This is a genomic window from Methylomonas sp. Uni0011, assembly GCF_056850255.1.
In genome coordinates this window covers 55078-78465 of sequence record NZ_JBVVNO010000018.1, presented here as the reverse complement: position 1 = coordinate 78465, position 23388 = coordinate 55078, and the positions used below count along the sequence as shown (strand labels likewise).

At 56.2% G+C, this 23388-nt stretch carries 24 protein-coding genes; 18 read left to right on the top strand and 6 right to left on the bottom strand.

Translation table 11 applies throughout. The features are described from left to right. Positions 1-10: 10 nt before the first annotated feature. The 4 genes from AC0IM9_RS16850 to AC0IM9_RS16835 all read left to right on the top strand — a co-directional run bounded on the left by AC0IM9_RS16850 (position 11) and on the right by AC0IM9_RS16835 (position 6154). The gene (locus tag AC0IM9_RS16850) at positions 11-940 is read left to right on the top strand and encodes a hypothetical protein (protein ID WP_482804764.1); all 930 of its coding nucleotides are present in this window, start codon (positions 11-13) and stop codon (positions 938-940) included. 39 nt (positions 941-979) lie between these two features. Then, positions 980-2044, top strand: a complete 1065-nt coding sequence (locus tag AC0IM9_RS16845; protein WP_482804763.1) for an efflux RND transporter periplasmic adaptor subunit — start codon at positions 980-982, stop codon at positions 2042-2044. Next, entirely contained in the window at positions 2041-5169 is a 3129-nt protein-coding gene (locus AC0IM9_RS16840) for an efflux RND transporter permease subunit (protein ID WP_482804762.1), read from the top strand. Before AC0IM9_RS16845 ends, AC0IM9_RS16840 begins: the two co-directional genes overlap by 4 nt. A gap of 175 nt (positions 5170-5344) precedes the next feature. After that, positions 5345-6154, top strand: a complete 810-nt coding sequence (locus AC0IM9_RS16835) for a sulfite exporter TauE/SafE family protein (protein WP_278210053.1) — start codon at positions 5345-5347, stop codon at positions 6152-6154. A gap of 56 nt (positions 6155-6210) precedes the next feature. Here AC0IM9_RS16835 and AC0IM9_RS16830 read toward each other — a convergent pair whose 3' ends face one another. Beyond that, the gene (locus tag AC0IM9_RS16830) at positions 6211-6879 is read right to left on the bottom strand and encodes an NUDIX hydrolase (RefSeq protein WP_482804761.1); all 669 of its coding nucleotides are present in this window, start codon (positions 6877-6879) and stop codon (positions 6211-6213) included. A 156-nt stretch (positions 6880-7035) separates the two neighbouring features. Here AC0IM9_RS16830 and AC0IM9_RS16825 point away from each other — a divergent pair, with 156 nt between their 5' ends. The 3 genes from AC0IM9_RS16825 to AC0IM9_RS16815 are packed head-to-tail and all read left to right on the top strand — an operon-like array spanning position 7036 to position 10771. Then, positions 7036-7866 carry a cysteine hydrolase family protein gene (locus tag AC0IM9_RS16825; RefSeq protein WP_482804760.1) on the top strand — a complete coding sequence of 277 codons (831 nt, stop codon included), beginning with the start codon at positions 7036-7038 and terminating at the stop codon, positions 7864-7866. A gap of 11 nt (positions 7867-7877) precedes the next feature. Next, positions 7878-9065, top strand: a complete 1188-nt coding sequence (gene pncB, locus AC0IM9_RS16820; RefSeq protein ID WP_482804759.1) for a nicotinate phosphoribosyltransferase — start codon at positions 7878-7880, stop codon at positions 9063-9065. 14 nt (positions 9066-9079) lie between these two features. After that, a complete protein-coding gene (locus AC0IM9_RS16815) occupies positions 9080-10771 on the top strand; it encodes an NAD+ synthase (protein WP_482804758.1) in 1692 nt (563 codons plus the stop codon). Between the two features lie 23 nt (positions 10772-10794). Here AC0IM9_RS16815 and typA read toward each other — a convergent pair whose 3' ends face one another. The 4 genes from typA to AC0IM9_RS16795 form a co-directional block, all read right to left on the bottom strand. Continuing rightward, positions 10795-12618, bottom strand: a complete 1824-nt coding sequence (gene typA / locus AC0IM9_RS16810) for a translational GTPase TypA (protein WP_482804757.1) — start codon at positions 12616-12618, stop codon at positions 10795-10797. A gap of 99 nt (positions 12619-12717) precedes the next feature. Further along, positions 12718-13110: a rhodanese-like domain-containing protein gene (locus AC0IM9_RS16805; protein ID WP_140911987.1), complete on the bottom strand. Its 393-nt coding sequence runs from the start codon at positions 13108-13110 to the stop codon at positions 12718-12720. Between the two features lie 10 nt (positions 13111-13120). Further along, positions 13121-13693, bottom strand: coding sequence for a class I SAM-dependent methyltransferase (locus tag AC0IM9_RS16800; protein ID WP_482804756.1), 573 nt, complete (start codon positions 13691-13693; stop codon positions 13121-13123). After that, on the bottom strand, positions 13690-14592 hold the full coding sequence (locus tag AC0IM9_RS16795) for a LysR family transcriptional regulator (RefSeq protein WP_140911985.1): 903 nt from the start codon (positions 14590-14592) through the stop codon (positions 13690-13692). The genes AC0IM9_RS16800 and AC0IM9_RS16795 overlap by 4 nt, the downstream gene beginning before the upstream one ends. 188 nt (positions 14593-14780) lie before the next feature. On the opposite strand from AC0IM9_RS16795, the gene AC0IM9_RS16790 reads away from it, so the two are divergent. The 9 genes from AC0IM9_RS16790 (at position 14781) to AC0IM9_RS16750 (ending at position 20529) form a co-directional block, all read left to right on the top strand. Then, positions 14781-14933 carry a hypothetical protein gene (locus AC0IM9_RS16790; RefSeq protein ID WP_186289544.1) on the top strand — a complete coding sequence of 51 codons (153 nt, stop codon included), beginning with the start codon at positions 14781-14783 and terminating at the stop codon, positions 14931-14933. A 185-nt stretch (positions 14934-15118) separates the two neighbouring features. After that, positions 15119-15436: a phosphoribosyl-ATP diphosphatase gene (locus AC0IM9_RS16785; protein WP_140911984.1), complete on the top strand. Its 318-nt coding sequence runs from the start codon at positions 15119-15121 to the stop codon at positions 15434-15436. Between the two features lie 24 nt (positions 15437-15460). Then, positions 15461-15676 carry a Sec-independent protein translocase subunit TatA gene (gene tatA, locus AC0IM9_RS16780; RefSeq protein WP_140911983.1) on the top strand — a complete coding sequence of 72 codons (216 nt, stop codon included), beginning with the start codon at positions 15461-15463 and terminating at the stop codon, positions 15674-15676. A gap of 7 nt (positions 15677-15683) precedes the next feature. Then, positions 15684-16004 (top strand): Sec-independent protein translocase protein TatB, encoded by a 321-nt coding sequence (gene tatB, locus AC0IM9_RS16775; protein WP_140911982.1) that lies wholly within the window; start codon positions 15684-15686, stop codon positions 16002-16004. Beyond that, positions 15979-16734: a twin-arginine translocase subunit TatC gene (gene tatC / locus AC0IM9_RS16770; RefSeq protein WP_482804755.1), complete on the top strand. Its 756-nt coding sequence runs from the start codon at positions 15979-15981 to the stop codon at positions 16732-16734. The genes tatB and tatC overlap by 26 nt, the downstream gene beginning before the upstream one ends. Then, positions 16727-17410, top strand: a complete 684-nt coding sequence (locus AC0IM9_RS16765; RefSeq protein ID WP_140911980.1) for a YggS family pyridoxal phosphate-dependent enzyme — start codon at positions 16727-16729, stop codon at positions 17408-17410. The genes tatC and AC0IM9_RS16765 overlap by 8 nt, the downstream gene beginning before the upstream one ends. A gap of 57 nt (positions 17411-17467) precedes the next feature. Beyond that, positions 17468-19228: an arginine--tRNA ligase gene (gene argS, locus AC0IM9_RS16760; RefSeq protein ID WP_278210062.1), complete on the top strand. Its 1761-nt coding sequence runs from the start codon at positions 17468-17470 to the stop codon at positions 19226-19228. After that, positions 19229-19858, top strand: coding sequence for an SPOR domain-containing protein (locus AC0IM9_RS16755; RefSeq protein ID WP_140911978.1), 630 nt, complete (start codon positions 19229-19231; stop codon positions 19856-19858). It begins immediately after the preceding gene. 119 nt (positions 19859-19977) lie between these two features. Beyond that, on the top strand, positions 19978-20529 hold the full coding sequence (locus tag AC0IM9_RS16750) for a FlgO family outer membrane protein (RefSeq protein WP_445372017.1): 552 nt from the start codon (positions 19978-19980) through the stop codon (positions 20527-20529). Between the two features lie 48 nt (positions 20530-20577). Here AC0IM9_RS16750 and AC0IM9_RS16745 read toward each other — a convergent pair whose 3' ends face one another. Then, positions 20578-21603 (bottom strand): asparaginase, encoded by a 1026-nt coding sequence (locus tag AC0IM9_RS16745; protein WP_482804754.1) that lies wholly within the window; start codon positions 21601-21603, stop codon positions 20578-20580. 60 nt (positions 21604-21663) lie between these two features. On the opposite strand from AC0IM9_RS16745, the gene AC0IM9_RS16740 reads away from it, so the two are divergent. After that, positions 21664-22179 carry a dihydrofolate reductase gene (locus AC0IM9_RS16740; RefSeq protein WP_445372015.1) on the top strand — a complete coding sequence of 172 codons (516 nt, stop codon included), beginning with the start codon at positions 21664-21666 and terminating at the stop codon, positions 22177-22179. A 119-nt stretch (positions 22180-22298) separates the two neighbouring features. Further along, positions 22299-23288: a PstS family phosphate ABC transporter substrate-binding protein gene (locus AC0IM9_RS16735; protein WP_482804753.1), complete on the top strand. Its 990-nt coding sequence runs from the start codon at positions 22299-22301 to the stop codon at positions 23286-23288. Positions 23289-23388 lie beyond the last annotated feature (100 nt).

Sequence of the window (23388 nt, the reverse complement as noted above, 5' to 3'; positions counted from 1 at the left end):
AGGCCCTTAGATGCATTCGAAGATTCAGGACGTTTTTACCCAGCTCCATGTGGATGTCGCCCGCAATTCCACCGACGATTTCAATCTGTTTCACGATCCGCATAAATGGCAGCGGATTAAAGACAATCCGTTCGACGGACCGATTTCGTTGGGTTTCCAGTTAGAGTCTCTGATCGAAGGCCGACTTGCAACGTTTCGCGCTAGCCGGGACGAAGTGGATTTGATCGAGCGGCATGGGCTGCATTTCAGTAACTATCAATTTTCCTTCGCCAATGCGATCAAACCCGGCCAGACGATTCAGGTCGAGATCAAGGACAGCCAATTCAAAGCCGAGCCCCAGCCGGTATTGAGTAACCGTATCGCGGTCAAGGCCGAAGGCAATCTGGCCTTGATGGGCTACAAAAAAGAAACGGTCGAGCCGCTGTTTTTGCCGAATCCGAATTTGTCGCGCATCGGCGAATTGAAGATTCAGCCGGATCGCTGTTTTTTGCCGAACGGCTTCTTCCTGAAGCGTAAATTCATGATGACCAGCAACGCCAAGAATTTTCTGTGTGCGTCGCTGCGCGACCAAACCGAGTATTTCGACGAGTTACAGGATAAAGTCAAATTTCCGGAAATATTCCCGTGCGCCTTGCTGTCCAGCGCGTTATTGGAAAAAGCCCTGAAATGGCTACACGATTTCGAGCGCAACCCCATGGTCTATACTTCGCACAAAATCAGTATCGACAGGCGTTTGCTGGCTCAACTCAGAAGTAACGACGCGCTACATATTCTGATCAAGCCGGCGGAGGAGTCGGCGGCTCACGATTTCGGCGACCTGAAGGCGACTCCGCTGGATTACGAATGTTACGGCTTGTTCGGTTCGGACAACGCGGTATTGTTCCGTGCCGTGATTTCCTTAACGCCCCTGGAACTGATCGTTAAAGCGATGCACAAATGATGACTGGCAATTCTGTGGATTTTTTTTCAAGGAGATGCGATGAGAGTGTTTTTGACGATGTCGTTCTTGTTGTTAACGGCCTGCGAACAAGAAGTTGCGATATCGCCGAAACCCCGTCCGGCGGAGATTGTTGAAGTCGGCGAGCGTACCCGAGCGGCCCCGACGGTGTTGGTCGGCGAGGTGCGTTCCCGCTACGAAAGCGCGCAAGGTTTTCGGATACCCGGCAAAATCGTCCAGCGATTGGTGGAACGCGGCGCCGTGGTCAGGAAAGGACAGGTGCTAGCTAGACTGGACGACAAGGATACCAGCCTGTCTGCCAGCTCGGCGCAAGCCGAGCTGCACGCGGCGGAGGCGGATTTGGCGCTGGCGCAGGCCGAGTTGGAGCGCCAGCGCAGTTTATTCCAACGTAAATTCGTCTCCGCCCAAGCGTTGGACATTCAGGAAGCCAAGTTCAAATCGGCTCAAGCCCGTGTCAAACAGACCACAGCCGACGCCGCCGTTCGCAGTAACCAATCCCGTTATACCCAATTGCAGGCCGACCGTGACGGTGTCGTCACCGAAATTCGGGCCGAACCGGGCCAGGTGGTCGAGGCCGGCGAAGTGGTGGCGCGAATTGCGGCGACCGACAGCCTGGAAGTAGCCATTTCCGCGCCGGAATCCCATATCGGCGGCGCAGCGCTTGGTGCGCCGGCCGAAATCAAACTATGGGCGCTACCGAGTAAGGTTTACCGCGGATCGGTCCGGGAAGTGGCGCCGGCCGCCGACAGCGTGACGCGGACCTTTCAGATTCGGGTGGCTTTGGCCGACGCCGATGCCGCCGTGCATCTGGGTATGACGGCCGGGGTTCGCTTCGAGGCGGCAGCCGATCAGGCCTGGTTATTGCCGTCGACCGCCGTGACCCAGCGCGACGGCCAGGCCGTGGTCTGGGTGGTCGAACCGGCGACCGGCGCCGTTACCCCGCGCCCGGTACAAACCGGCCCGTTCCGCGAGGACGGCACCATTGTCAACCAAGGCTTGCAGAGCGGCGATTGGGTGGTGGCGGTTGGCGCCCAAACCCTGGTGCCGGGCCAGATTGTGCAGCCGGTTAGACGGGAGCGGCCATGACCGGACGCTTCAACCTTTCCGAATGGTCGTTACGCCACCCGGCTTTGGTGTTATATGCGCTGTTGGTGTTGACAGTAATCGGCGCCGTTTCCTATAGCCGGCTCGGCCAATCCGAAGATCCGCCCTTCACCTTCAAGCTGATGGTGGTACGCACCGGCTGGCCGGGCGCTAGCGCCCGCGAAGTCGAACTGCAAGTCACCGACAAGCTGGAGAAAAAACTGCAGGAAGTGCCGTGGCTGGACAATCTGCGCAGTTACTCGCGGCCGGGCGAATCGCTGATATTCGTGTTGGCCAAGGACTCGACCCCGCCCGAGGAAGTCCCGAACATTTTTTATCAGGTGCGGAAAAAACTATTCGATATCCGCCAAACCCTGCCCGACGGGGTGGAAGGGCCGACCTTCAACGACGAATTCGGCGATGTTTACGGCAACCTCTATGCCCTGGTCGGCGACGGTTACGATTATGCCGCGCTCAAGCGATATGCCGATGCGGTACGCGCCCAGTTGTTACGAGTTGGGGACGTCGCGAAAGTGGACTTCTTCGGCGAGCAGCAGCAACGAATTTACATCGATTTATCCAACGCCAAACTGGCGACGATCGGCATCGATACCGCGACGCTGATCCGCACTTTGCAAACCCAGAATCTGATGACCGGCAGCGGCGGTTTCGATTTCAGTGACGAGCATATCCGCATCGGCGTCAGCGGCCGTTACGATAGCCTGGAACAATTGCGCGACCTCAGATTGCGCGCCAATGGCAATGAATTCCGGCTGGGCGACGTCGCCAGCGTCAGCCGCGGTTTCGAAGATCCGCCGCACGACCGGGTGCGCTACCAAGGCCGCGACGCCTTGTTGATTGGGGTATCGATGCGCGACGGCGGCGATATCATTCAATTGGGCCGTAATCTGGATACCGAAGTCAAAGCGGTACAAGCCCAATTGCCTATCGGGTTGGAATTGCATCCGGTGTCGTCGCAACCGCAAGCGGTGCAGCGCTCGGTCAACGAATTCGTCAAATCGCTGGTCGAGGCTTTGGTCATCGTCTTGGGCGTCAGCCTGATGTCTTTGGGTCTGCGGACCGGCATTGTGGTTGCGATCAGCATCCCGGTGGTATTGGCGGCGACGTTTTGGCTGATGCATTTGTTCGGCGTCGGGCTGCACAAAATTTCACTGGGGGCGCTGATATTGGCGTTGGGGCTATTGGTGGACGATGCCATTATTGCGGTGGAGATGATGGCCTCGAAAATGGAACAGGGCTGGGAGCGTAGTCGCGCCGCGGCCTTTACCTACACCTCGACCGCGATGCCGATGTTGAGCGGAACCTTGGTCACTGCGGCCGGTTTTCTGCCGATTGCGACCGCGGCCTCGTCGACCGGCGAATACACCCGTTCCATGTTCCAGGTGGTGGTGATTGCATTACTGGTGTCCTGGCTGGCGGCGGTGGTGTTCGTGCCGTATTTGGGCTTTCACTTGTTGCCGGAATTTCGGGAAGGCCGGCGCCCGGACTCGATCCTGAACCGGCTCCGGGCGAAATGGAAAAAGACGCCGGCTGCGGCAGCCGCCCACGCAGATCTGTACCAAACCCCGTTTTACCGGCGCTTCCGCGGTGTGGTGGAAACCTGCGTGATTTACCGGGGCTGGGTGATTTTGTTGACTGTAGCAATCTTCGGCGCGGCCATTTTCGGCTTCAAGTTCGTCCAGCAACAGTTTTTTCCGGACTCGACCCGACCGGAATTGATCGTCGATTTGCGTCTGGCCGAGGGGGTTTCCTATGCCGCGACCGAAACTCAGGTAAAAAGGCTGGAGGCTTGGCTGGAGCGGCAGGACGGCATCGACAATTACGTGGCCTATGTCGGCACCGGCAGCCCGCGTTTCTATCTACCGCTGGACCAACAACTGGCCCAACGCAGTTTCGCCCAGTTGGTGGTTTTGACCAAAGGTCCGGCCGAGCGCGAAGCGTTGCGGCAAAAATTGATTCGTTTGTTCGAACAGGATTTTTCAAGCTTGCGCGGCAGCGTATTGCGTTTGGAAAACGGGCCGCCGGTCGGCTTTCCGGTGCAGTTTCGCGTCTCCGGCCCGGATTTGCCGACTTTGCAGGCCATCGCCCGTCAGATCGCCGAGGTGATGCGCGCCAATCCGCATCTGTCGAATGTGCAGCACGATTGGGAAGAGCCGGTGAAAGTGGTGCGCGTCGATATCGACCAGTCCAAAGCCCGCTTGTTGGGCATCACATCCAGCGACATCGCCAATCTGGTCAACGGCGCCTCGCAGGGTTTATACGTCAGCGAGTTTCGGGAAGGCATCGAACGCATCGATTTGCTGGTGCGCGGCACCGCCACCGAACGCAAGCACTTGTCGCGGCTGGAAAACCTGATGATTCCGTCCGCGGACGGCCGTAGCGTGCCGCTATCGCAGCTTGCCAAACTGGAATACGGTTTCGAAGAGGGTGTGATCTGGCGCCGCAATCGGTTGCCGACCGTGACGGTGCGCGCCAATCTGTACGGCACTATCCAGGCGCCGGTGGTGTCGGCCCAGGTCGAGAGCCAACTGGACGAGATCAGGCGGCAATTGCCGCTCGGGTACCGCCTGGAAGTCGGCGGGGCAGTGGAGGAATCGGCCAAGGGCGGCGATTCGGTCGCGGCCGGCATGCCGCTGTTTTTGTTCAGCGTGTTGACGGTGCTGATTATCCAGTTGCAAAGTTTTTCGCGAGTGGCCTTGGTGTTGCTGACCGCGCCCTTGGGCATGATCGGCGTGACCTTGTTCTTGCTGGTGTTCCAGCAGCCGTTCGGTTTCGTGGCGATGCTGGGCACGATTGCGTTGTCCGGCATGATCATGCGCAACTCGGTGATCCTGGTCGATCAGATCGAGCAGGACAAGCGGGCCGGGAGCAGCGACTTCGATGCCATCGTCGATTCCACCGTGCGCCGGTTCCGCCCTATCGTGCTGACCGCGGCGGCGGCGATTCTGGCGATGATACCGCTGACGCGTAGCGCGTTTTTCGGGCCGATGGCCGTTGCGATCATGGGCGGTTTGACCGTCGCCACCATTTTGACCTTGCTGTTTCTGCCGGCGTTGTATGCCGCTTGGTTTCGGGTTGCAGTCCCCGGCGCCCAAACCGATTCTTGATTCGCATTTTTCATTCCGGCCGTTCGTCGCATTCTGCCACGAACGGCCCCTTAGCCTTACCGGCTCAAATATCTAATTTTCGGATAACTATATGCCGATATAGCATTAATAGTTTGATCGCTTGCGCTGGCATAATGCAGCCGTTATCGAATTTTACGAATTGAAAAGGTAAAAAATGAATTTGATGTATACCTTGTCCGGCTTCGCGGTCGGTTTGCTGGTCGGCATTACCGGCGTCGGCGGCGGCTCTTTGATGACGCCATTATTGGTGTTTTTGTTCGGCTTCAAACCGGCGGTCGCAGTGGGTACCGACTTGCTCTACGCCTCGATTACCAAAACCGCCGGCGTGTTCGTCCACCACGGCAAACACGGCTCGGTGGACTGGAAAATCGTCGGCTGGCTGGGGCTGGGTAGCTTGCCGTTTGCCGGTGCGACCTTGTATGTCTTGAAAAACCTGATGGCAGTCGGCAAGGAAACCACCGGCGCGATCACGTTTACCTTGGGTGTGGCGCTGCTGTTGACGGCATGCGCCTTGTTGGTGCGCAGTTTGCTGTTGCGCAAAGCCGCCAAACAGCAGATCGACGACGACCACAGCACTCAGGAAAACAGCGGCCGGTTTTCGCCGCGCTGGGAGAAAATTGCGACGGTGCTGACCGGTGCCGTACTCGGCGTGCTAGTCACCTTGTCCTCGGTTGGTGCCGGTGCGCTGGGCACGGTCGCTTTGTTATTCTTGTACCCGCGAATGTCGACTTTGAAAGTCGTCGGCACCGATCTGGCGCATGCGATTCCGTTGACCGCGGTGGCCGGCCTCGGCCATTTGAGTTTGGGCAATTTCGATCTGGATTTGCTGATCAGCCTGTTGTTGGGGTCGGTGCCGGGGATTTGGATCGGCAGCCATTTGAGCGCGAAAATTCCGGAACATGTATTGCGGCCGGTATTGGCGACTTTGCTGCTGGTGATCGGCACCAAATTCGTGTTGCAGTAATTCTTAGGACCAAGGTCGCCTGATCCGGATCGGAAGCGCGCCTTGGTGCAAGGCGGTCATAATCCCCGCTGCAACAACTTCAAGGCATTGGCAAATTCGGCTTTCAGCCGATAGACCTGCGCCGGCCGGTGGGCGCCGTTGGCTTCGGTTTGCCCCGCTATTTCCTCCAACACCCCCAGTTCGTCCATTTTTCGGCGGAAGCTGACTTTATTCAGCGTCTCACCTAGACAGGCTTCGTAGATTTTTTGCAATTTCGGCAAGGTGAAGCGTTCCCCGGCCAAGTGGCAGGGTAACGAAGAATATTGCGATTTGTTGCGGATGCGCTCCACCGCGGCCTGGACAATGTCGTTGTGGTCGAAGGGTAAGCGCCGCAGCGCATCGACCGGGCAAATCGACAATCCCGGATGCCCGGCCTGCAGCAGCAATTCGGCGTTGACCAAAGCAAAATAAGCGATCGAAATCGACCAGCCCCTGGGGTCGCGGGCGCAGCCGTCGAAGGTACGCAACTGTTCCAGGTAAGGCGGATTCACTCCGGTTTTCTGGAGCAGAATGCGCAGCGCCGCATCCAGGCTGTCGCGGTCGGTCTCGGCGTGGATGTAGCCGCCCGGCAAGGCATCCAGGCCGGCGAAAGGCTCGTGTTCTCGCCTGGCCAGGGCCACGCTCAATTGCTGCTGGTGAATCGTCAGCAGCACCACATCTATCGTTGCAATCATCCGCTCGGACATAGAGAGCGTTTATCCTTCAGGCTATTTAGTAACAAAATGTGAAATTTATCAATGTAAGTCTTATTTTATAGGTATTTTTCGCTATTTTAATAGTTGCAATATATAACTAACAGGAATAAGCTAAGCCCGTCCCGATTTTATAGCCGGAGCAGGCTTATGAATGCGATCCAATTGTTGATCATCGACGCCCAAAACGATTTTTGCGACCGTCCCTTCGCCGGCGCATTGCCGGCTTTGCCGGTTCCCGGCGCCTATCAGGACTGCCTGCGTCTGGTCCGGTTGGTAGATCGGCTGGCCGAGGCGATAGATTCGGTCATCGTCAGCCTCGATTTGCACCACAGTATCGATCTGGCGCATCACACGATGTGGCGCGACGCGAACGGCGCCTTGCTGGAGCCGTTTACCCAGGTCACGGCGGCGGACGTCCGCCACGGCCGTTACCGCGCGTTGGCGGCAGCAATATCCGCCGACGCCGAGCAGTACATTCTGGAATATTTGCAAAATCTGGAGCAGCTCAGTTTGGCGTTGACGCTGTGGCCGCCGCATTGCCTGGTCGGCTCGCCGGGCGCAAATTTGAACCCCGAACTTGCCGGCGCGTTGCAACGCTGGGAGTCCAAGCGCTTTAAGGCTATCGATGTGATCGAAAAAGGCCGCAACATCTGGACCGAAAGCTTTTCGGCGTTGAAAGCGGTGATTCCCTACCCCGGCGACGCCGATACCGACTTGAACCGGCACTTGCTCGACCTGTTGGCCGGTCCGCAACCGGTCTGGGTGGCCGGCCAGGCCAGCAGCCACTGCGTCAGGCAAACCGTGTTGGACCTGTTGCAATACGGCCCGTCCGATATTACCGAACGTTTGACGCTGCTGACCGATTGCATGAGCCCGGTGCCGGGTTGCGAAGCATTGGCCGAGCAATTTTTTGACGATGTGCGGCAGCGGGGCGTCCGCTTGGCCGCCACTAGCGAACTCGGCCGCGGCCGGCCGTAACGGAGGAAGCGATGGCCCCGATTGTAAAAAGCTTGTTGGAAAACGATCTGTATAAATTTCCGATGTGGCAGACCATGCTGCATAAGCGTCCCGAAGCCACGGCGGAATACGGTTTCGTCTGCCGCAACACGCCGGAATATCCGTTGGCCGAACTGGTTGCCGACGTCAAGCGCGAGTTGGAGCAGTTGTGCGCACTGCAATTCGCCGACCACGAACTCGAGTATTTAAGCGGGCTTAGTTATTTGAAGCCGGATTTCATCGAGTTTTTATCGCTGTTCCGCTTCAAACCCAAATATCTGCAAGTCTATGCCGAGGGTGACCGGCTTAGAATCGATGCCGCCGGCCCGCAAGTGCACGTGATGAATTTCGAGATTTTTGTTTTATACATCGTCTCGGAACTGTATTTCCGCCGCTTCGATCAAGCCGCCTTGTTGGCCGAAGGCCGGCGCCGGCTGCAACAAAAAATCGCGATGCTGAAAGACTTTGCCGAACAGCCGGCCGAAACCCATCCGTTCGAGTTTTTCGACTTCGGCTTGCGCCGCCGGGCCTGGGGCGGCTGGCAGGAAGAAGTGGTGCAGACCTTGTCGACCGAAGTGCCGAATTTGTTCAAAGGCACCTCGAATGTCTATTTGGCCCAAAAATACGGGCTGAAACCGATCGGCACGATGGCGCACGAGTATTTGCAATCTTACCAGGCGCATATCGTCCGCTTGCGCGAGTTTCAACGCACGGCGCTGGAGGATTGGGCGCAGGAGTTCCGCGGCAATTTGGGGATAGCCTTGACCGATACCATCGGCATGGATGCGTTTTTGCGCGATTTCGATCTGTATTTCGCCAAGTTGTTCGACGGTTTGCGCCACGATTCCGGCGATCCGGGCATTTGGGGCGAAAAAGCCATCGCCCATTACCAAGCGTTAAAAATCGATCCGCACACCAAGCGTCTGGTGTTTTCCGACGGTCTGGACATGCCGAAAGCGATCGCGCTGTACCGCCAATTTGCCGGCCGGATCCAGCTGGGGTTCGGCATCGGCACGAATTTGACTAACGATCTCGGCGTCAAACCGCTGAATATCGTCATGAAACTGATGCGCTGCAACGGCGATCCGGTCGCCAAATTATCGGACGCGCCGGGTAAGACCTTGTGCGACGACCCGACCTTCGTTGCCTATTTGCGGCAGATTTTCAACCACTACGTCTGAAGCGGGAATCAGCTATGCCGGGACAAACACCATTGCGTATCGCCGTCGCCCAAACCAATCCGACCGTCGGCGATTTTGCCGGCAACCTGCGCATCGCCGAGCAGGCGTTTCGCGACGCCGAGCGGCTGCAAGCGCAGTTGCTGGTATTTCCGGAGCTTTCGTTGTGCGGCTACTATCCGGGAGATTTGCTGAACGACTCGGCGTTCATCCGTCAGGCTGAGCGGGCTCTGGCAGAGTTGGCGGAACTTTCCCGCCGGTTTCCGGGAATTAGCGTTATCGCCGGTTTGCCGCAAACCCGATCCGGGCCGGGCAAGTCGCTGCATAATTCCTTGCTTGCGCTGGCAAACGGCCAAGTGCTCGCCGCATACCATAAACAATTGTTACCGACCTACAATATTTTCGACGAGCGGCGGCATTTCGAGCCGGGGCCGGCCACCGCCGCCAGTATCGAAGTCGCTGGCTATAAAGTAGGTTTGATGATTTGCGAAGACGGCTGGAACGACGCTGCCAACGATTATCCGGTCAATCCTTACCAGGCTTTGGCCGCGATCGGGCCGGACCTGGTGGTCAGCATCAACGCCAGCCCGTCCAATATCGGCAAGCGCGACCAACGCCACCGGATTATCGCCGGTGCCGCGCGACGCCACCGGTTGCCGATTCTGTACGTAAACCAAGTCGGCGGCCAGGACAGCATCGTGTTCGACGGCGCTTCGTTTGGAGTAAATGCGGACGGAACGCTCGCGTTCGAATTACTGGCTTTCGAAGCAGTAGTCGAGCCGGTCGAGTTTAGCGCCGGCGTGTTTCATGGCGTCGGCTCTGGCCAGCCTTTGCCGGAGCCGGAGTTTGTCGTTCGGCACATCCTTATGGGTTTGCGCGATTACGCCCGCCGCTGCGGTTTCCAACAGGTTGTGGTCGGTTCCTCGGGCGGTATCGATTCGGCGTTGACCATCGCCTTGGCGGCCGAAGCGCTCGGCCCGGACAACGTGATTGCGGTAACGATGCCTTCCGAATATTCCAGCGCCGGTTCCGTCACCGATTCGCAATTGTTGTGCGACGAGTTGGGGGTAAGGTTACTGACGCATCCGATTCGGGAACAGGTCGTTGCCTTCAAAGCCCAGTTTCAAGCCAGCTTCGCCGCGCCGCTGGCGGGTCTGCCGTTGGAAAATTTACAGGCGCGGATACGCGGCACCGTGTTGATGGCGTATTCCAACCAGTTCGGCGCGTTGGTGTTGACCACCGGCAACAAGAGCGAAATCTCGGTCGGCTATTGCACCTTGTACGGCGACACCAACGGCGGCTTGGGTTTGATCGGCGATTTGTACAAAACCGAGGTATACCGCTTGGCGGACTATATGAACCGGCGCGCCGGCCGGCCGTTGATTCCGGAGTCGATTCTGATCAAGGAGCCTTCGGCCGAATTGGCGTTCGACCAGAAAGATACCGACAGTTTGCCGCCGTATCCGGTGCTGGACGAAATATTGAAACTATTGATCGAGGGTGATTTGCTGGCGGAAGCGGAATACCGCCGGGCCTGCGATTTTGTTAGCGATTATCGGCGTGCGGCCGAAGGCGAGGCGGTGTTCCAACGCATCGGCCGGATGGTGACGCGGAACGAATACAAGCGGCGTCAGGCGCCGCCCATCATCCGGGTCCGCCCCCGCGCCTTCGGCGCCGGGCGGCAGATGCCGATTGCGGCCAAGTATTAGCCAGGCCGCAACCGGTTTAGCGCTTAGTCGCTGGCGCGCGAGGCGCGTTTGCGCTCGTTTTCGGTCAGCAGTTTTTTACGTAAGCGGATCGATTGCGGCGTGACTTCGACCAGCTCGTCGTCGGCGATGAATTCCAGCGCCTGCTCCAGGCTCATCTTGATCGGCGGCGTCAGCAGGATGTTCTCGTCCGAGCCGGCGGCGCGGATATTGGTCAACTGCTTGGCTTTGGTTGGGTTGACCACCAAGTCGTTATCGCGCGAGTGGATGCCGATGACCATGCCTTCGTAGACTTCGGTGGCGTGTTCGATGAACAGACGGCCGCGTTCCTGCAAGTTGAACAACGCATAGCCCAGCGATTTGCCTTGCACCATCGACACCAGCACGCCGTTGATGCGGCCGCCGACGTTGCCTTTTTTCATTGGCCCGTAGTGGTCGTAGACGTGGTAGAACAAGCCGGAACCGGACGTGGCGGTCAAAAATTCGGTTTGGAAACCGATCAGGCCGCGCGACGGCACCATGTATTCCAAGCGGGTGCGGCCTTTGCCGTCCGGCACCATGTTCAGCAGGTCGCCCTTGCGTTCGCCCAACTTTTCCATGATAGCGCCCTGGTGTTCGTCTTCCAGTTCGATGGTCACCATCTCGAACGGTTCGTGCATCTCGCCGTCGACTTCCTTCAAAATCACTTCCGGACGCGATACGCCCAGTTCGTAACCTTCGCGGCGCATGTTTTCGATCAGGATCGACAAATGCAGCTCGCCGCGGCCGGAAACCTTGAATTTGTCAGGGTCCTCGGTGTCTTCGACCCGCAACGCCACGTTATGCTGCAATTCTTTTTGTAAACGGTCGCGAATCTGCCGTGAGGTGACGAACTTGCCTTCCTTGCCGGCGAACGGCGAGGTGTTGACCTGAAAGGTCATGCTGACGGTCGGCTCGTCGACTTTCAATGGCGGCAGTGCTTCGACCGCGTCTTGCTGACACAGGGTGTCGGAAATCTCCAACTTGTCGATACCGGTGAAAGCGATAATGTCGCCGGCTTGGGCTTGCGGCACTTCGATCCGTTCCAGACCCTTGAAGCCGAAGATTTGCAGCATCCGCACGTTACGGGTAGTGCCTTCGCGGTTGATCAAGGTCAGTTGCTGGTTGGATTTGACGGTACCGCGCTGAATGCGGCCGATGCCGATCACACCAACGTAACTGTTGTAATCCAGGCTGATCACCTGCATTTGGAACGGGCCGTCGATGTTGACCGGCGGCGGGCTGACTTTGTCGACGATGGTTTGGAACAGCGGCGTCATGTCGCCCCCCTCGACCGTACTTTCCAGCTCCAAGCCGGCATAACCCTTCAACGCCGAGGCGTAAACGATGGGGAAATCCAGTTGCTCGTCGGTCGCGCCCAAGCGGTCGAACAAATCGAAGGTTTGGTCGATCACCCAATCCGGGCGAGCGCCGGGCCGGTCGACCTTGTTAATCACGACGATGGGTTTCAAGCCCAAGGCAAAAGCTTTCTGAGTCACGAAGCGGGTTTGTGGCATTGGACCGTCCACCGCATCGACCAGCAGCAGCACTGAATCGACCATCGACAATACCCGTTCGACTTCGCCGCCGAAGTCGGCGTGGCCCGGGGTGTCGACGATGTTGATGTGGTAGCCGTTCCAATCGATGGCGGTGTTTTTCGCCAGGATCGTAATCCCGCGTTCTTTTTCCAGGGCATTGGAGTCCATCACCCGCTCGTCGACTTTTTCGTGGGCGTCGAAGGTGCCGGATTGTTGCAACAATTGATCGACGAGGGTGGTTTTGCCATGGTCGACGTGGGCGATGATGGCGATATTTCTGAGTTTTTCTATCACGGGATTTATTAAGTTTTTTACAAAAGAACGTGCGCCGGCTTTGCTAAAAACGCGAGCCGGCGCGGAAATGGGTGGCTATGGATTTACAGTGATGGGGGATTAGCTTTGGCTCCAAGGCAGGCCGTGGAAACGCCAGCCGCCGAGCTTGCCGCGGTGCTGGTTGGCGTCGAGCGGGCCTTCGAAGCCTTCCAGAATATTGACCAAATGTTGGTAGCCGGCGGCCTCCAGGGCTTTGGCGGCGTCTACAGAACGCTGTCCGCTGCGGCATAACAGCAGTACCGGCGCCGCTTTATTCGGCGCGTGTTGCTGGACCTGGGCAACGAAATCGGCGTTCAACTGCATCCCCGGGAATTCTTTCCAGGCGACGTGGATGGCCTTTGGCGGATGGCCGACGAAGCCGTGTTCGATGGCGGTGCGGACGTCGATCAGCACGGCGTTGGGATCGGTTTGCAACAAGTCCCAGGCTTGTTTGGGGTCGAGATTTTCTATCATGGGTTACCGCTCAAGTTTTTTGCCCGATGAAACAGGCTTCGTTTCGGTTGCCGAGCCGCGTGTCACCGATCCTGGCGTATTCCTGGTAAAAAACCACGCTCAGGGGCTGAAACAGCTGGAGAAGCTCGTTGCGCGCCAATAGGTAATCGGGATTGCTGGGGCCGTGTTGGTCAAGCTTGTCGCGGGTAAATGTTTGATAAAACAGCAGGCCGCCCGGATTCAAGGCCGCCATTATCGCATTACACAGGGTGCGGTCAAGAAAACGGCAGATGACAATCACATCGTAGCGGTGCTCCGCTAACGATTCGCTGTCGATTTGGCAGTGCCGGGTATTGATGCTGAGGCTTTGCCGATCGGCATAGTGGCGGAGTTTATCCAGCGCTACCGACGACACGTCCCAGGCGTCGACGCTCAGTCCTGATCCGGCCAACAACAGCGCATTGCCGCCTAGGCCGCAGGCCAAATCCAGCGCTTTGCCCTGTCGTGGCAGCAAATGCAAGTGGTTGGCGAGTAACTCCGCCGCGGCGGGTGCTTCCGTTGCGTTGCGGTAAATCGCGTCCCACTTGTTTTGCAACTCGGTCACGGGTTCATGCCGATCCGGTGCGGCAGCCAGGCCTGGATGAACTCCAGGAAGGAACGGACTTTGGCGGACAAATACTTGCGGTGCGGATAGACCGCGTAGATTTCCAACGGCGCGATGCCGTATTGCTCCATCACCACTTGCAGACGGCCTTGTTCGATGTCACGGCCGACGATGTAGCGCGGCAGCATGATCAGGCCCAGGCCGTTGACCGCGGCATTGCGGATCGGGTCGGCCATGTTGGCTTGCATCCGGCCGGTCACGGTGACGGTGCGTTCGCCGAGGATGCCTTTGAAGCGCCATTTATTGCGCGGCGGAATCGCCCAGTTGATTAGGCAGCTGTGGTCTTCCAGGTCTTCCGGGTCTTGCGGGATGCCGTGTTTTTTCAGGTATTCCGGCGAGGCGCAGACCACCAATGACGAACTTGCCAATTTGCGGGCGACCAGGCTGGTGTCGTTGAGTTGGCCTAAATAGATCGCCAAATCTACGCCCTCGTCGATCAAATCCACCTGGCCACCCTTTAGCACCATCTCCACCGACAGATCCGGGTAGTTTTTCAGATACTCGGTCAGACCCGGCGAGATATGGCTGGCGCCGATCACTGGCGGCGCCAGAATTTTCAATGTACCACGCGGTTCGGTTTGCAAATGGGTGATGGCCGATTCCATTTCTGCAACGTCCAGCAGCACTTGTTGACAGCGTTCCAGATAGGCCTCGCCGGCTTCCGTCAGGCTTAAGCTGCGGGTCGTACGGTTGAATAAGCGGGTGTTGAGTTCGCTTTCCAGTTGCATGATGTGCTTGGTGGCCATGGCTCTGGAAATATCCAAATCCTTGGCGGCGCCGGCGAAGCTGCCGGCCTTGGCGACACGGACAAAAACGTTCATGCTGGTTAGTTTGTCCATTCTGCCTCCGGGGACATTATAAAGGAGCTAAAAAACGTTGACATTTTTATTGTTTCTTAATTTTATACAATTTATTTAATAAATGCCTAATTGTAAACTTTTTTATCTCCGGTATAGTGTGCAGCAACTTAACGAGAAAGCACAGAAAATCTTGCCAAATGCAAGATTAAACAGAGGATTTGAGCACAATGAACGAATTTAAAAAAGACGTACTGGTCGGTACTTTGTTTGTCGCCGGTATTTTGAATTTTCTTTCCGGCCTGTTCGTAATTTCCACTGTCCTGTTTGCAGCGACGTCAATGTTCAGCAATATTTCGCTTAATACTCAAGCGAGCCGCTGATCCCCCTGAATTTGTAACTACCTCCTGGTGTTGTAATTAACGAGCGGTAACCTCCTTTCAAGCACTCCGCTGGTTTTCTTGCCTCCCTCTGCGCAAGCATTGGGAGGTTTTTTTTGTCCGCAGTTTTTCCGGCACTTTGGGCGTCATGCTATGATTCAGCCCGTTCGCAATCGAGATCAACAGTCATGAACGACGTTTTACAACAATTGGCATTGGTGCTGGAGCAGCGCAAACAGCAATCGGCCGATCAATCTTATGTAGCAAGCTTGTACGCCAAAGGTTTGGACCATATTTTGAAAAAAATCGGTGAAGAAGCCACGGAAACGGTAATGGCGGCGAAAGACGGCGATAAAGATAAGATCGTTTACGAAGTGGCCGATCTGTGGTTTCACTCCATGGTCTTGTTGGCGCACCAGGAACTCGGGCCGGAACAGGTGATCAACGAGCTGCAGCGGCGTTTCGGTTTGTCCGGTCTGCAGGAAAAAGCGCAACGCAGCTCTTAAATAGGCAAACAGCAGGAGTAGGTAATGGGTTTTAGTATTCCGCATTTATTGGTGGTGTTGGTGATTGTCGTGTTGGTGTTCGGCACCAAGCGTTTGAAAAATGTCGGCGCCGACCTTGGCGAGGCCATCAGAGGTTTCCGCAATGCTGTCAAGGAAGGCGGCGAAGACAAAACGCTGGCCAATAAGGAAGACGATGTGCTGGAAGGCGAAGTCTCCAGTAAAGAAAAAGACAAGGTGTAACGCGGCTATGTTCGATGTCGGTTTTTCCGAATTGCTGATGGTCGGCTTGGTGGCTTTATTGGTATTGGGCCCGGAAAAATTGCCCAGAGCTGCCCGCTTGGCCGGGCTATGGGTCGGTAAGGCACGTAGTGTACTGGCAGTCGCCAAGGCGGAAATCAAGCAGGAGCTGGCCGCTGAAGAGATGCGGCAACTGATGCAGCAAAACATCGCCGGCGAAGTACAAAAAGTTATAGACGAGACCCGCTCGGCTGTCGACGACGTCAATTTCAGCATTCAAGCTGCGACCGAAACCGATCAACACGATGACAAACCAAGTTCAGCCGGATAACGAACAGTCTTTTTTCAGCCATCTGGTCGAACTGCGCGACCGTCTGTTAAAGATGGTGCTCTGCGTATTGCTGGTGTTTGTCGGCACCGCCAGTTACGCCAACGAGATCTATGCTTTTTTGGCCGATCCGCTGTTGCAGCATATGCCGAAAAACAGTTCCATGATTGCGATAGACGTGGCTTCGCCGTTTTTTACGCCGTTTAAACTGGCGTTTGTCGTCGCCGTGTTCGCCAGCATCCCTTTCATCCTTTATCAGTTTTGGGGCTTCGTCGCGCCGGGCTTGTACCGCCACGAGAAAATGATGGTGGCGCCGCTGTTGCTGGCCAGCACGGTATTGTTTTACGGCGGCGCGGCGTTTGCCTACTTTTTGGTATTCCCGTTGGTATTTTCCTACCTGACGGCGGCCGCCCCGGCCGGGGTCGCCGTAATGACCGACATCGCCACCTATTTGGATTTCGTGTTGGCGATGTTTTTTGCGTTCGGCCTGGCCTTCGAAATTCCGGTGCTGACCATCGTGCTGGTCTGGACCGGCATCATCAGTCCGGAATCCTTGGCGGAAAAACGGCCTTATGTGATCGTCGGCGTGTTTGTGGTGGCGATGTTTCTGACGCCGCCCGACGCCTTGTCCCAAACCTTGTTGGCGGTGCCGATGTGGTTGTTGTTCGAGTCGGGCCTGTTGTTCTCCAGGTTAATAACCCGGAGCGACCGCGCAGCCGAGAGCGATGGTTAGTATCGCCGGGCGTTTTGCCGCGGTTCGCGCCCAATTGCGCGATGCCGAAAACGCCGCCGGGCGCCTGCCGGGTAGCGTGCAATTGCTTGCCGTCAGCAAAACCAAACCGGCGGCGGACCTGGCCGCGGCTTATCGATTGGGTCAGCGCCATTTCGGCGAAAATTATTTGCAGGAAGCGCTGAAGAAGCAGCAACAACTGGCCGCGTTCGATATCAGTTGGCATTTCATCGGCCCGATCCAATCCAACAAAACCCGGCCGATAGCCACGCATTTCGCTTGGGTGCACAGCGTTGACCGTTTCAAAATCGCCGAGCGTCTCAGCGAGCAACGCCCGGATCATTTGCCGCCGCTGAATATCTGCCTGCAAGTCAATATCAGCGACGAAGCTACCAAATCCGGCGTCGGTCTGGCCGAGTTGCCGGATTTGGTTGAGCAAGTGGCACAATTGCCGCGTCTGCGTTTGCGCGGTGTAATGGCGATTCCCGAGCCGGCGGCCGATTTCGAAACGCAGTGTATTCCGTACCGGCGCCTTTATCAGGCGGCAACGGCATTGCATAGGCCGCAGCTGGACACGTTTTCGTTCGGCATGAGCGGCGACTTGCTGGCCGCGGTCACCGAAGGCGCGACGCTGGTTAGAATCGGCACCGCGCTGTTCGGCGCGCGTCCTAGCCAATAAATTGTTTTTCATGGATAATGCGGGGAATTTTCCGACAAATCCCCATTCTCCGACCCGATGAAACAAAAGCTGGAATCCCTTTTACAACAGGCAGTTGCAGGTATCAAAACTCAAGGTATTCTCGAAAACGATTTCATTGCCCAAATTCAATTAGAACGCACCAAAGACCCGCAACACGGCGATTTCGCTACCAATCTGGCGATGCTACTGGCCAAACCAGCCAAACAAAACCCGCGCCAACTCGCCGAAAAAATCGTCGCGGCCTTGCCTGCCGACCCGGCAGTGGTCAAAGTCGAGATCGCCGGGCCCGGATTCATCAACTTTTTCATCAATCCCGATAGCCAGTTCCAGATCGTGCGCCAAGTGCTGGAGCAAGGCGACGGCTTCGGCTTGAGCCGGATTGGAGCCGGGCAGCGGGTGCAAGTCGAGTTTGTCTCCGCCAATCCGACCGGGCCATTGCATGTCGGCCACGGCCGCGGTGCCGCCTATGGTTCCGCAGTAGCCGACCTGTTGGAAGCGGCCGGTTTCAGCGTCGAGCGTGAATACTACGTCAACGACGCCGGCCGGCAAATGGATATTCTGGCGGCCAGCGTCTGGTTGCGTTACCTGGAAGCCTGCGGCGAGGTATTGCCTTTTCCGAGTAACGGCTACCGAGGCGAATACGTTAGAGATATTTCCGCCAATTTGCACAGAAGCGCCGGCGACAAGTACCGCCAGCCAGCCGCACAGGTTTTGGCGGATTTACCGGCTGACGAAGCGCAAGGCGGCGATAAGGAAAAGCATATCGACGCGCTGATCGAACGCGCTAAAACGTTGTTGGGGCCGGAAGCCTACGAGCAAGTGTTTCAAGCCGGCCTGAACGAGATCTTGCTGGATATCAAAGACGACCTTGCCGAGTTCGGCGTCGGTTATCAGTGTTGGTTCTCGGAACGTTCGTTGATGGACGACCAATCCATCGACCGGGCGCTACAGCGTTTGGACGAGGCAGGGTTTCTGTACCGGCAGGAAGGTGCGACCTGGTTCGCTTCCAGCCGATTGGGCGACGAAAAAGATCGGGTGGTAGTGCGCGACAACGGTCAAACTACCTATTTTGCGTCCGATATCGCTTACCACATGAACAAGCTGGATCGGGGCTTCGACAAGATCGTCAATATCTGGGGCGCCGACCACCACGGCTATATTCCGCGGGTCAAAGCCGCGATGCAGGCCCTGGGTGCCGACGATTCCAAACTTAAAGTGTTGCTGGTGCAATTTGCCGTACTCTACCGCGGCGACGAAAAAGTGCAGATGTCGACCCGTTCCGGTGAATTCGTCACCTTGCGCCAACTGCGTAACGAAGTCGGCAAAGACGCCTGCCGTTTTTTCTATGTGATGCGCAAGTCCGAGCAGCACATGGATTTCGACTTGAAACTGGCGACCTCCAAAACCAACGAAAATCCGGTCTATTACGTACAGTATGCGCATGCCCGGGTGTGCAGCGTGTTGCGCCAACTGGACGAAAAAGGTCGCCAACGCGATCCGCTGCTGGGCATGCAGCATCTGAATCTGTTGGTCGAGGAACAGGAAAGCGCGCTATTGACGACATTGTCCAGATATCCGGAAACGCTGGAGCGGGCGGCGTTGAACTACGAACCGCACCAATTGATTCAATATCTGCGCGAATTGGCCAACCAATTCCATAGTTACTACAACGCCCACCAATTTTTGGTCGACGACGACAAGCTGTGCAATGCCCGGATCAACCTGGTTTGCGCGGTCCGGCAAGTGTTGGCCAATGCCATGTCGCTGCTGAAAATCAATACACCCGAAGCGATGTAAATGGCCAGAGATTATAAGCACCGCGTACAAAGCCCCAATTACGGCGCCGGGCGGCGGAAGCCGAAGCAGTCGTCGTCGGTTGCGTTATGGCGCTGGCTGTTGGTGATTATGCTGATAGCGGCCTTCGTGGTGTTTTTGAACATGATCGGCAAGCTGGTGCCGGAATTGGTCGCCGGCAAGCCCAACCCGGAAACCCAGCCCGCCGCCGAACCGAAAAAGCAAGAGTTGCCGCTAAAACCCCAAACCGCCGCCGAAACGGAAAAACCGGCCGAGCCGGTCGAACCGGAAGAGCCGCGTTACGACTTTTATACGATTCTGCCGCAGGCGGAAGTCGTGGTGCCGGACTATGAAATCAAAACCCGGGTCCGCGAGCAGTTGGTCGGCAAAACCAAGGCTGCCAAATACATCATGCAGGCCGGTTCGTTCAGGGAAGCGGCTGAAGCCGAACGCCACAAAGCCAAACTGGCCTTACTCGGCATCGAATCTCGGGTCGAAAAAGCCAAGGTCGGCAACGTGATTTGGCATCGAGTCAAAGTGGGGCCTTACGACAACCCTGCCAGCGTCTCCACGATTAAGGAACTGCTGCAAAAAAACGGTATCGGCGTGATCGTCACCGAAAGCGGCCAGTAGATTTCAGGATGCAAGTTGCAATTCGGTGCAAAATTTACCGCCAATTCGGCATTTATCGATTGACTGGCCTATAGTTTTAAGCTCTGATTAAAGCCCACAATTTCCAGGGGAGAGGCTACATGCTCAAGAAAAAATTAATGGTGTTGATGTTGGTAGGTTTGACCGTTTTGAGCGGTTGCAGCCGGCTTTACTACTACTCGAGCAGCATTGACGACGACGATTTGGTTGAAGTCAGTTACGACGCGGTCGGCTGGCTGCTGGCCGATTTGCGCCAGCCCTTACCTAAAGGCAGTCTGGTCGTGATCAATTCCCTGGTCAACGTCGACGACATGGGCCAAACCCTGCCATTCGGCAGGATCATTTCCGACCAGCTTTCTTCGGCGCTGCACCGTTCCGGTTACCGGGTGATGGGTATGGAGCTACCGACCGAGATTTTTGCCAAAAATGAAGCCGGCATTCTGGAATTGCCGGAAAAAACCAAGGAAGCTTTAAATAACGTCGGTGCTAAAGCGATTGTGATTGGTTCCTACGCGCCGGGACGCGATAACGTTTATGTCTCCTTGCGGGTGGTCGATATCGCCAGCCAGAACGTGGTTTCCTCGACTGATTACTCGGTGGCAATGGGACCAGACGCCAAAGTGCTGACGACCAAGCCCCAGCCTAAACAATAAACCGTCCAGGGAAGCGGCCGTTGGACCGTGGCCGCTTCCACGTTTATTTCAGGCAGGCTGGACATGTTCGTAAGCCAGATCCAGCCGTAAAAACTCCGATACTTGCTCAGACTCGGTAAAATTGCCGAGCGCCAACAGTAGTTTGGCGTAAGCCGCCTCCAAACTCATATTCCAGACCATCTCCGCCCCGGCAGCGATCAAATCGCTGGTCGAGGCATAAGCGCTTTCCGATCGTAAGGCCGGAGCCAAATAAACTTTCCGGCCTTTTTCCCGGCATTTGCGGATAAATGCGACCAAGCTGAATCGGTCGCCAGCGCTATTGGATGCGCAGGCCGTGCCGGAATGGTATAGGTCGTGCAGCACCACATCGAATCCTTCGGGATTGAACGCGGTGTAGTCGAGACCCGGATAGGGCCTTACCAACAGAATTCGCGCCGAAAAATCGGGTTTCAAGTTGGCCGATTGACGGCTTGAGCTATCCGGCTGCGCCAGCGTTTCGAACCGTCCGCCACTGAAGCGCATAAACGGCTGCGATTGGATGCTGATGAAGTCGCTACTTAACGGCAGGCAGGACGAGAGCCGGGTTGCCAGATGGACTTGCTGATCCTGTCCGGGATTGCGGTACGGTACGTATACCCCAGGTTGACTACCGCGCCGGATGAACTCTATCGCGCAGCAAAAATTGGCTAGACCGTTGGCCTGCGGATTGTCCAGTGGCAAATCGCTCGAGACCAGCAACAGCGGAATCGGTAACTTATGGAAATACAGTCCCAATGCCGCGGCGCTAAATGCCAGGGTATCGGTACCGTGGGTAACGATAATGCCGTCGAATTGATTTAGGTCCTCGGCTTCGATTGCCGCAATGATCTGCGACCAGTGTTGGGTATGCAGGTTTTCGCTGAGGATTCGCAAAGGTTGCTGAGACTTGAACGTTATCGAACCTGCCTCGGGGTAGTGGTCGGCGAACAATGCCAGCAGTTTGAAACCGGCGGCGGCCGACGTGTCGACGATGCTGCCCGTCACTTGCGAACCTATGGTGCCGCCGGTGAACACCAGCAGGATGTTTTTATTCATATTCGGCGTTTCTAGTATCATGTTGGGTTACGGATTGAATCCGCATCTTAAGTATTTGGCATGAAATTATCACTAATTGTGGCAAAGGCCAGCAACAACGCCATTGGTCTGAACGGCCGGATGCCTTGGCATCTCTCCGCTGATTTGAAACGCTTCAAACAAATCACGATGGGCTCGCCGGTGTTGATGGGACGCAAGACCTTCGAGGCCATCGGTAAAGCTTTGCCGGGCCGGGAAAATATCGTCATCAGCCGCAGTGCCGAGTATGAAGCACCGCAATGTCGGGTGTTTACCGATATCGAGGCTGCGCTCAGAGACTTGGCTGATCGGGACGAGGTATTCGTGATTGGCGGCGCCACCTTGTACCAAGCCTTGCTGCCGGTTGCCGATTACCTTTATTTGACCGAGATTGAGCGCAGCTTTAGCGGCGATACCTTTTTTCCGGATATCGATCGGCGCCAATGGCAGGAACTCAGTCGGGAAGAGATCGAAAACGACAGTCAGGTGGACTTCAGTTACCGTTTTTTGAAATTGCGTCGTGTCGATACGGCCGACCCGGATCGGGTTTTTGGTTAAAACCTCGGTTGCGCTTACAATTCCTTAAGTTTTGTCACAAAACTGTCATATTTGCTTCATAGTATTGTCATGTCACTTTGGCACACTGATCTTGGTTTTAAACATTTTCGAGAAAATATATGAATAAAACATTCAAGCTGAAATCGCTGGTTATGGGATTGGGTATCGCCTCCGCCGCATTGTTGGCCGGCGAGGCCGCGGCTGCCCCCGCAACTTTGGATGCGGCTCTTCCGGAATATTCTGCAGCGAGCGGTATTTCCGGCAACCTGTCCAGCGTCGGCTCTGATACTTTGGCGAACCTGATGACCTTGTGGGCCGAAGAATTCGGCAAAATTTACCCCAACGTCAACATCCAAATTCAAGCGGCGGGTTCTTCAACCGCGCCGCCGGCTCTGACCGAAGGCACATCCAACCTGGGTCCGATGAGCCGGAAAATGAAAGACAACGAAATCGACGATTTCGAAAGCAAATACGGCTATAAACCGACCGCGATTCCGGTTGCGATCGACGCGTTAGCCGTATTCGTCAACAAGGACAACCCAGTCAAAGGCTTAAGCATTCCGCAAGTCGACGCGATCATGTCGTCAACCCGTAAATGCGGCGGCGCCAACGATATTACGACTTGGGGCCAAGCCGGATTGACCGGCGCCTGGGCCAGCCGGCCGATTCAGTTGTACGGCCGTAACTCGGTTTCCGGTACTTACGGTTTCTTCAAGGACGAAGCATTGTGTAAAGGCGATTTCAAAAGCAACGTTAACGAGCAACCCGGTTCCGCATCGGTGGTGCAATCTGTTACCACCTCCGCCAACGGTATCGGTTATTCGGGTATCGGCTATTCGACTTCCGGTGTGAAAGCCGTGGCGCTGGCGCGTAAAGATGGCGAAGCCTTTGTCGAAGCCACTCCGGAAAATGCGACTTCCGGCGCTTATCCGCTGTCGCGCTTTCTCTATGTCTATGTCAACAAAAAACCGAACGAACCGTTGGCGCCGCTGGAGAAAGAGTTCATCAAAATGGTGTTGTCCAAAACCGGTCAGCAAGTCGTGATCAAAGACGGCTACATTCCGTTGCCGGCCAAAGCAGTTGAAAAAGCTTTGACTTTAATTCAGTGATTTATCAAGCCAAGGACCGGCCTGATCAGGGACAATTTATGCAGGGACGCTTCAAAGGACTGGCGCGAAAAATCGCCGCCCTTATTTGTAGCCGCCAATC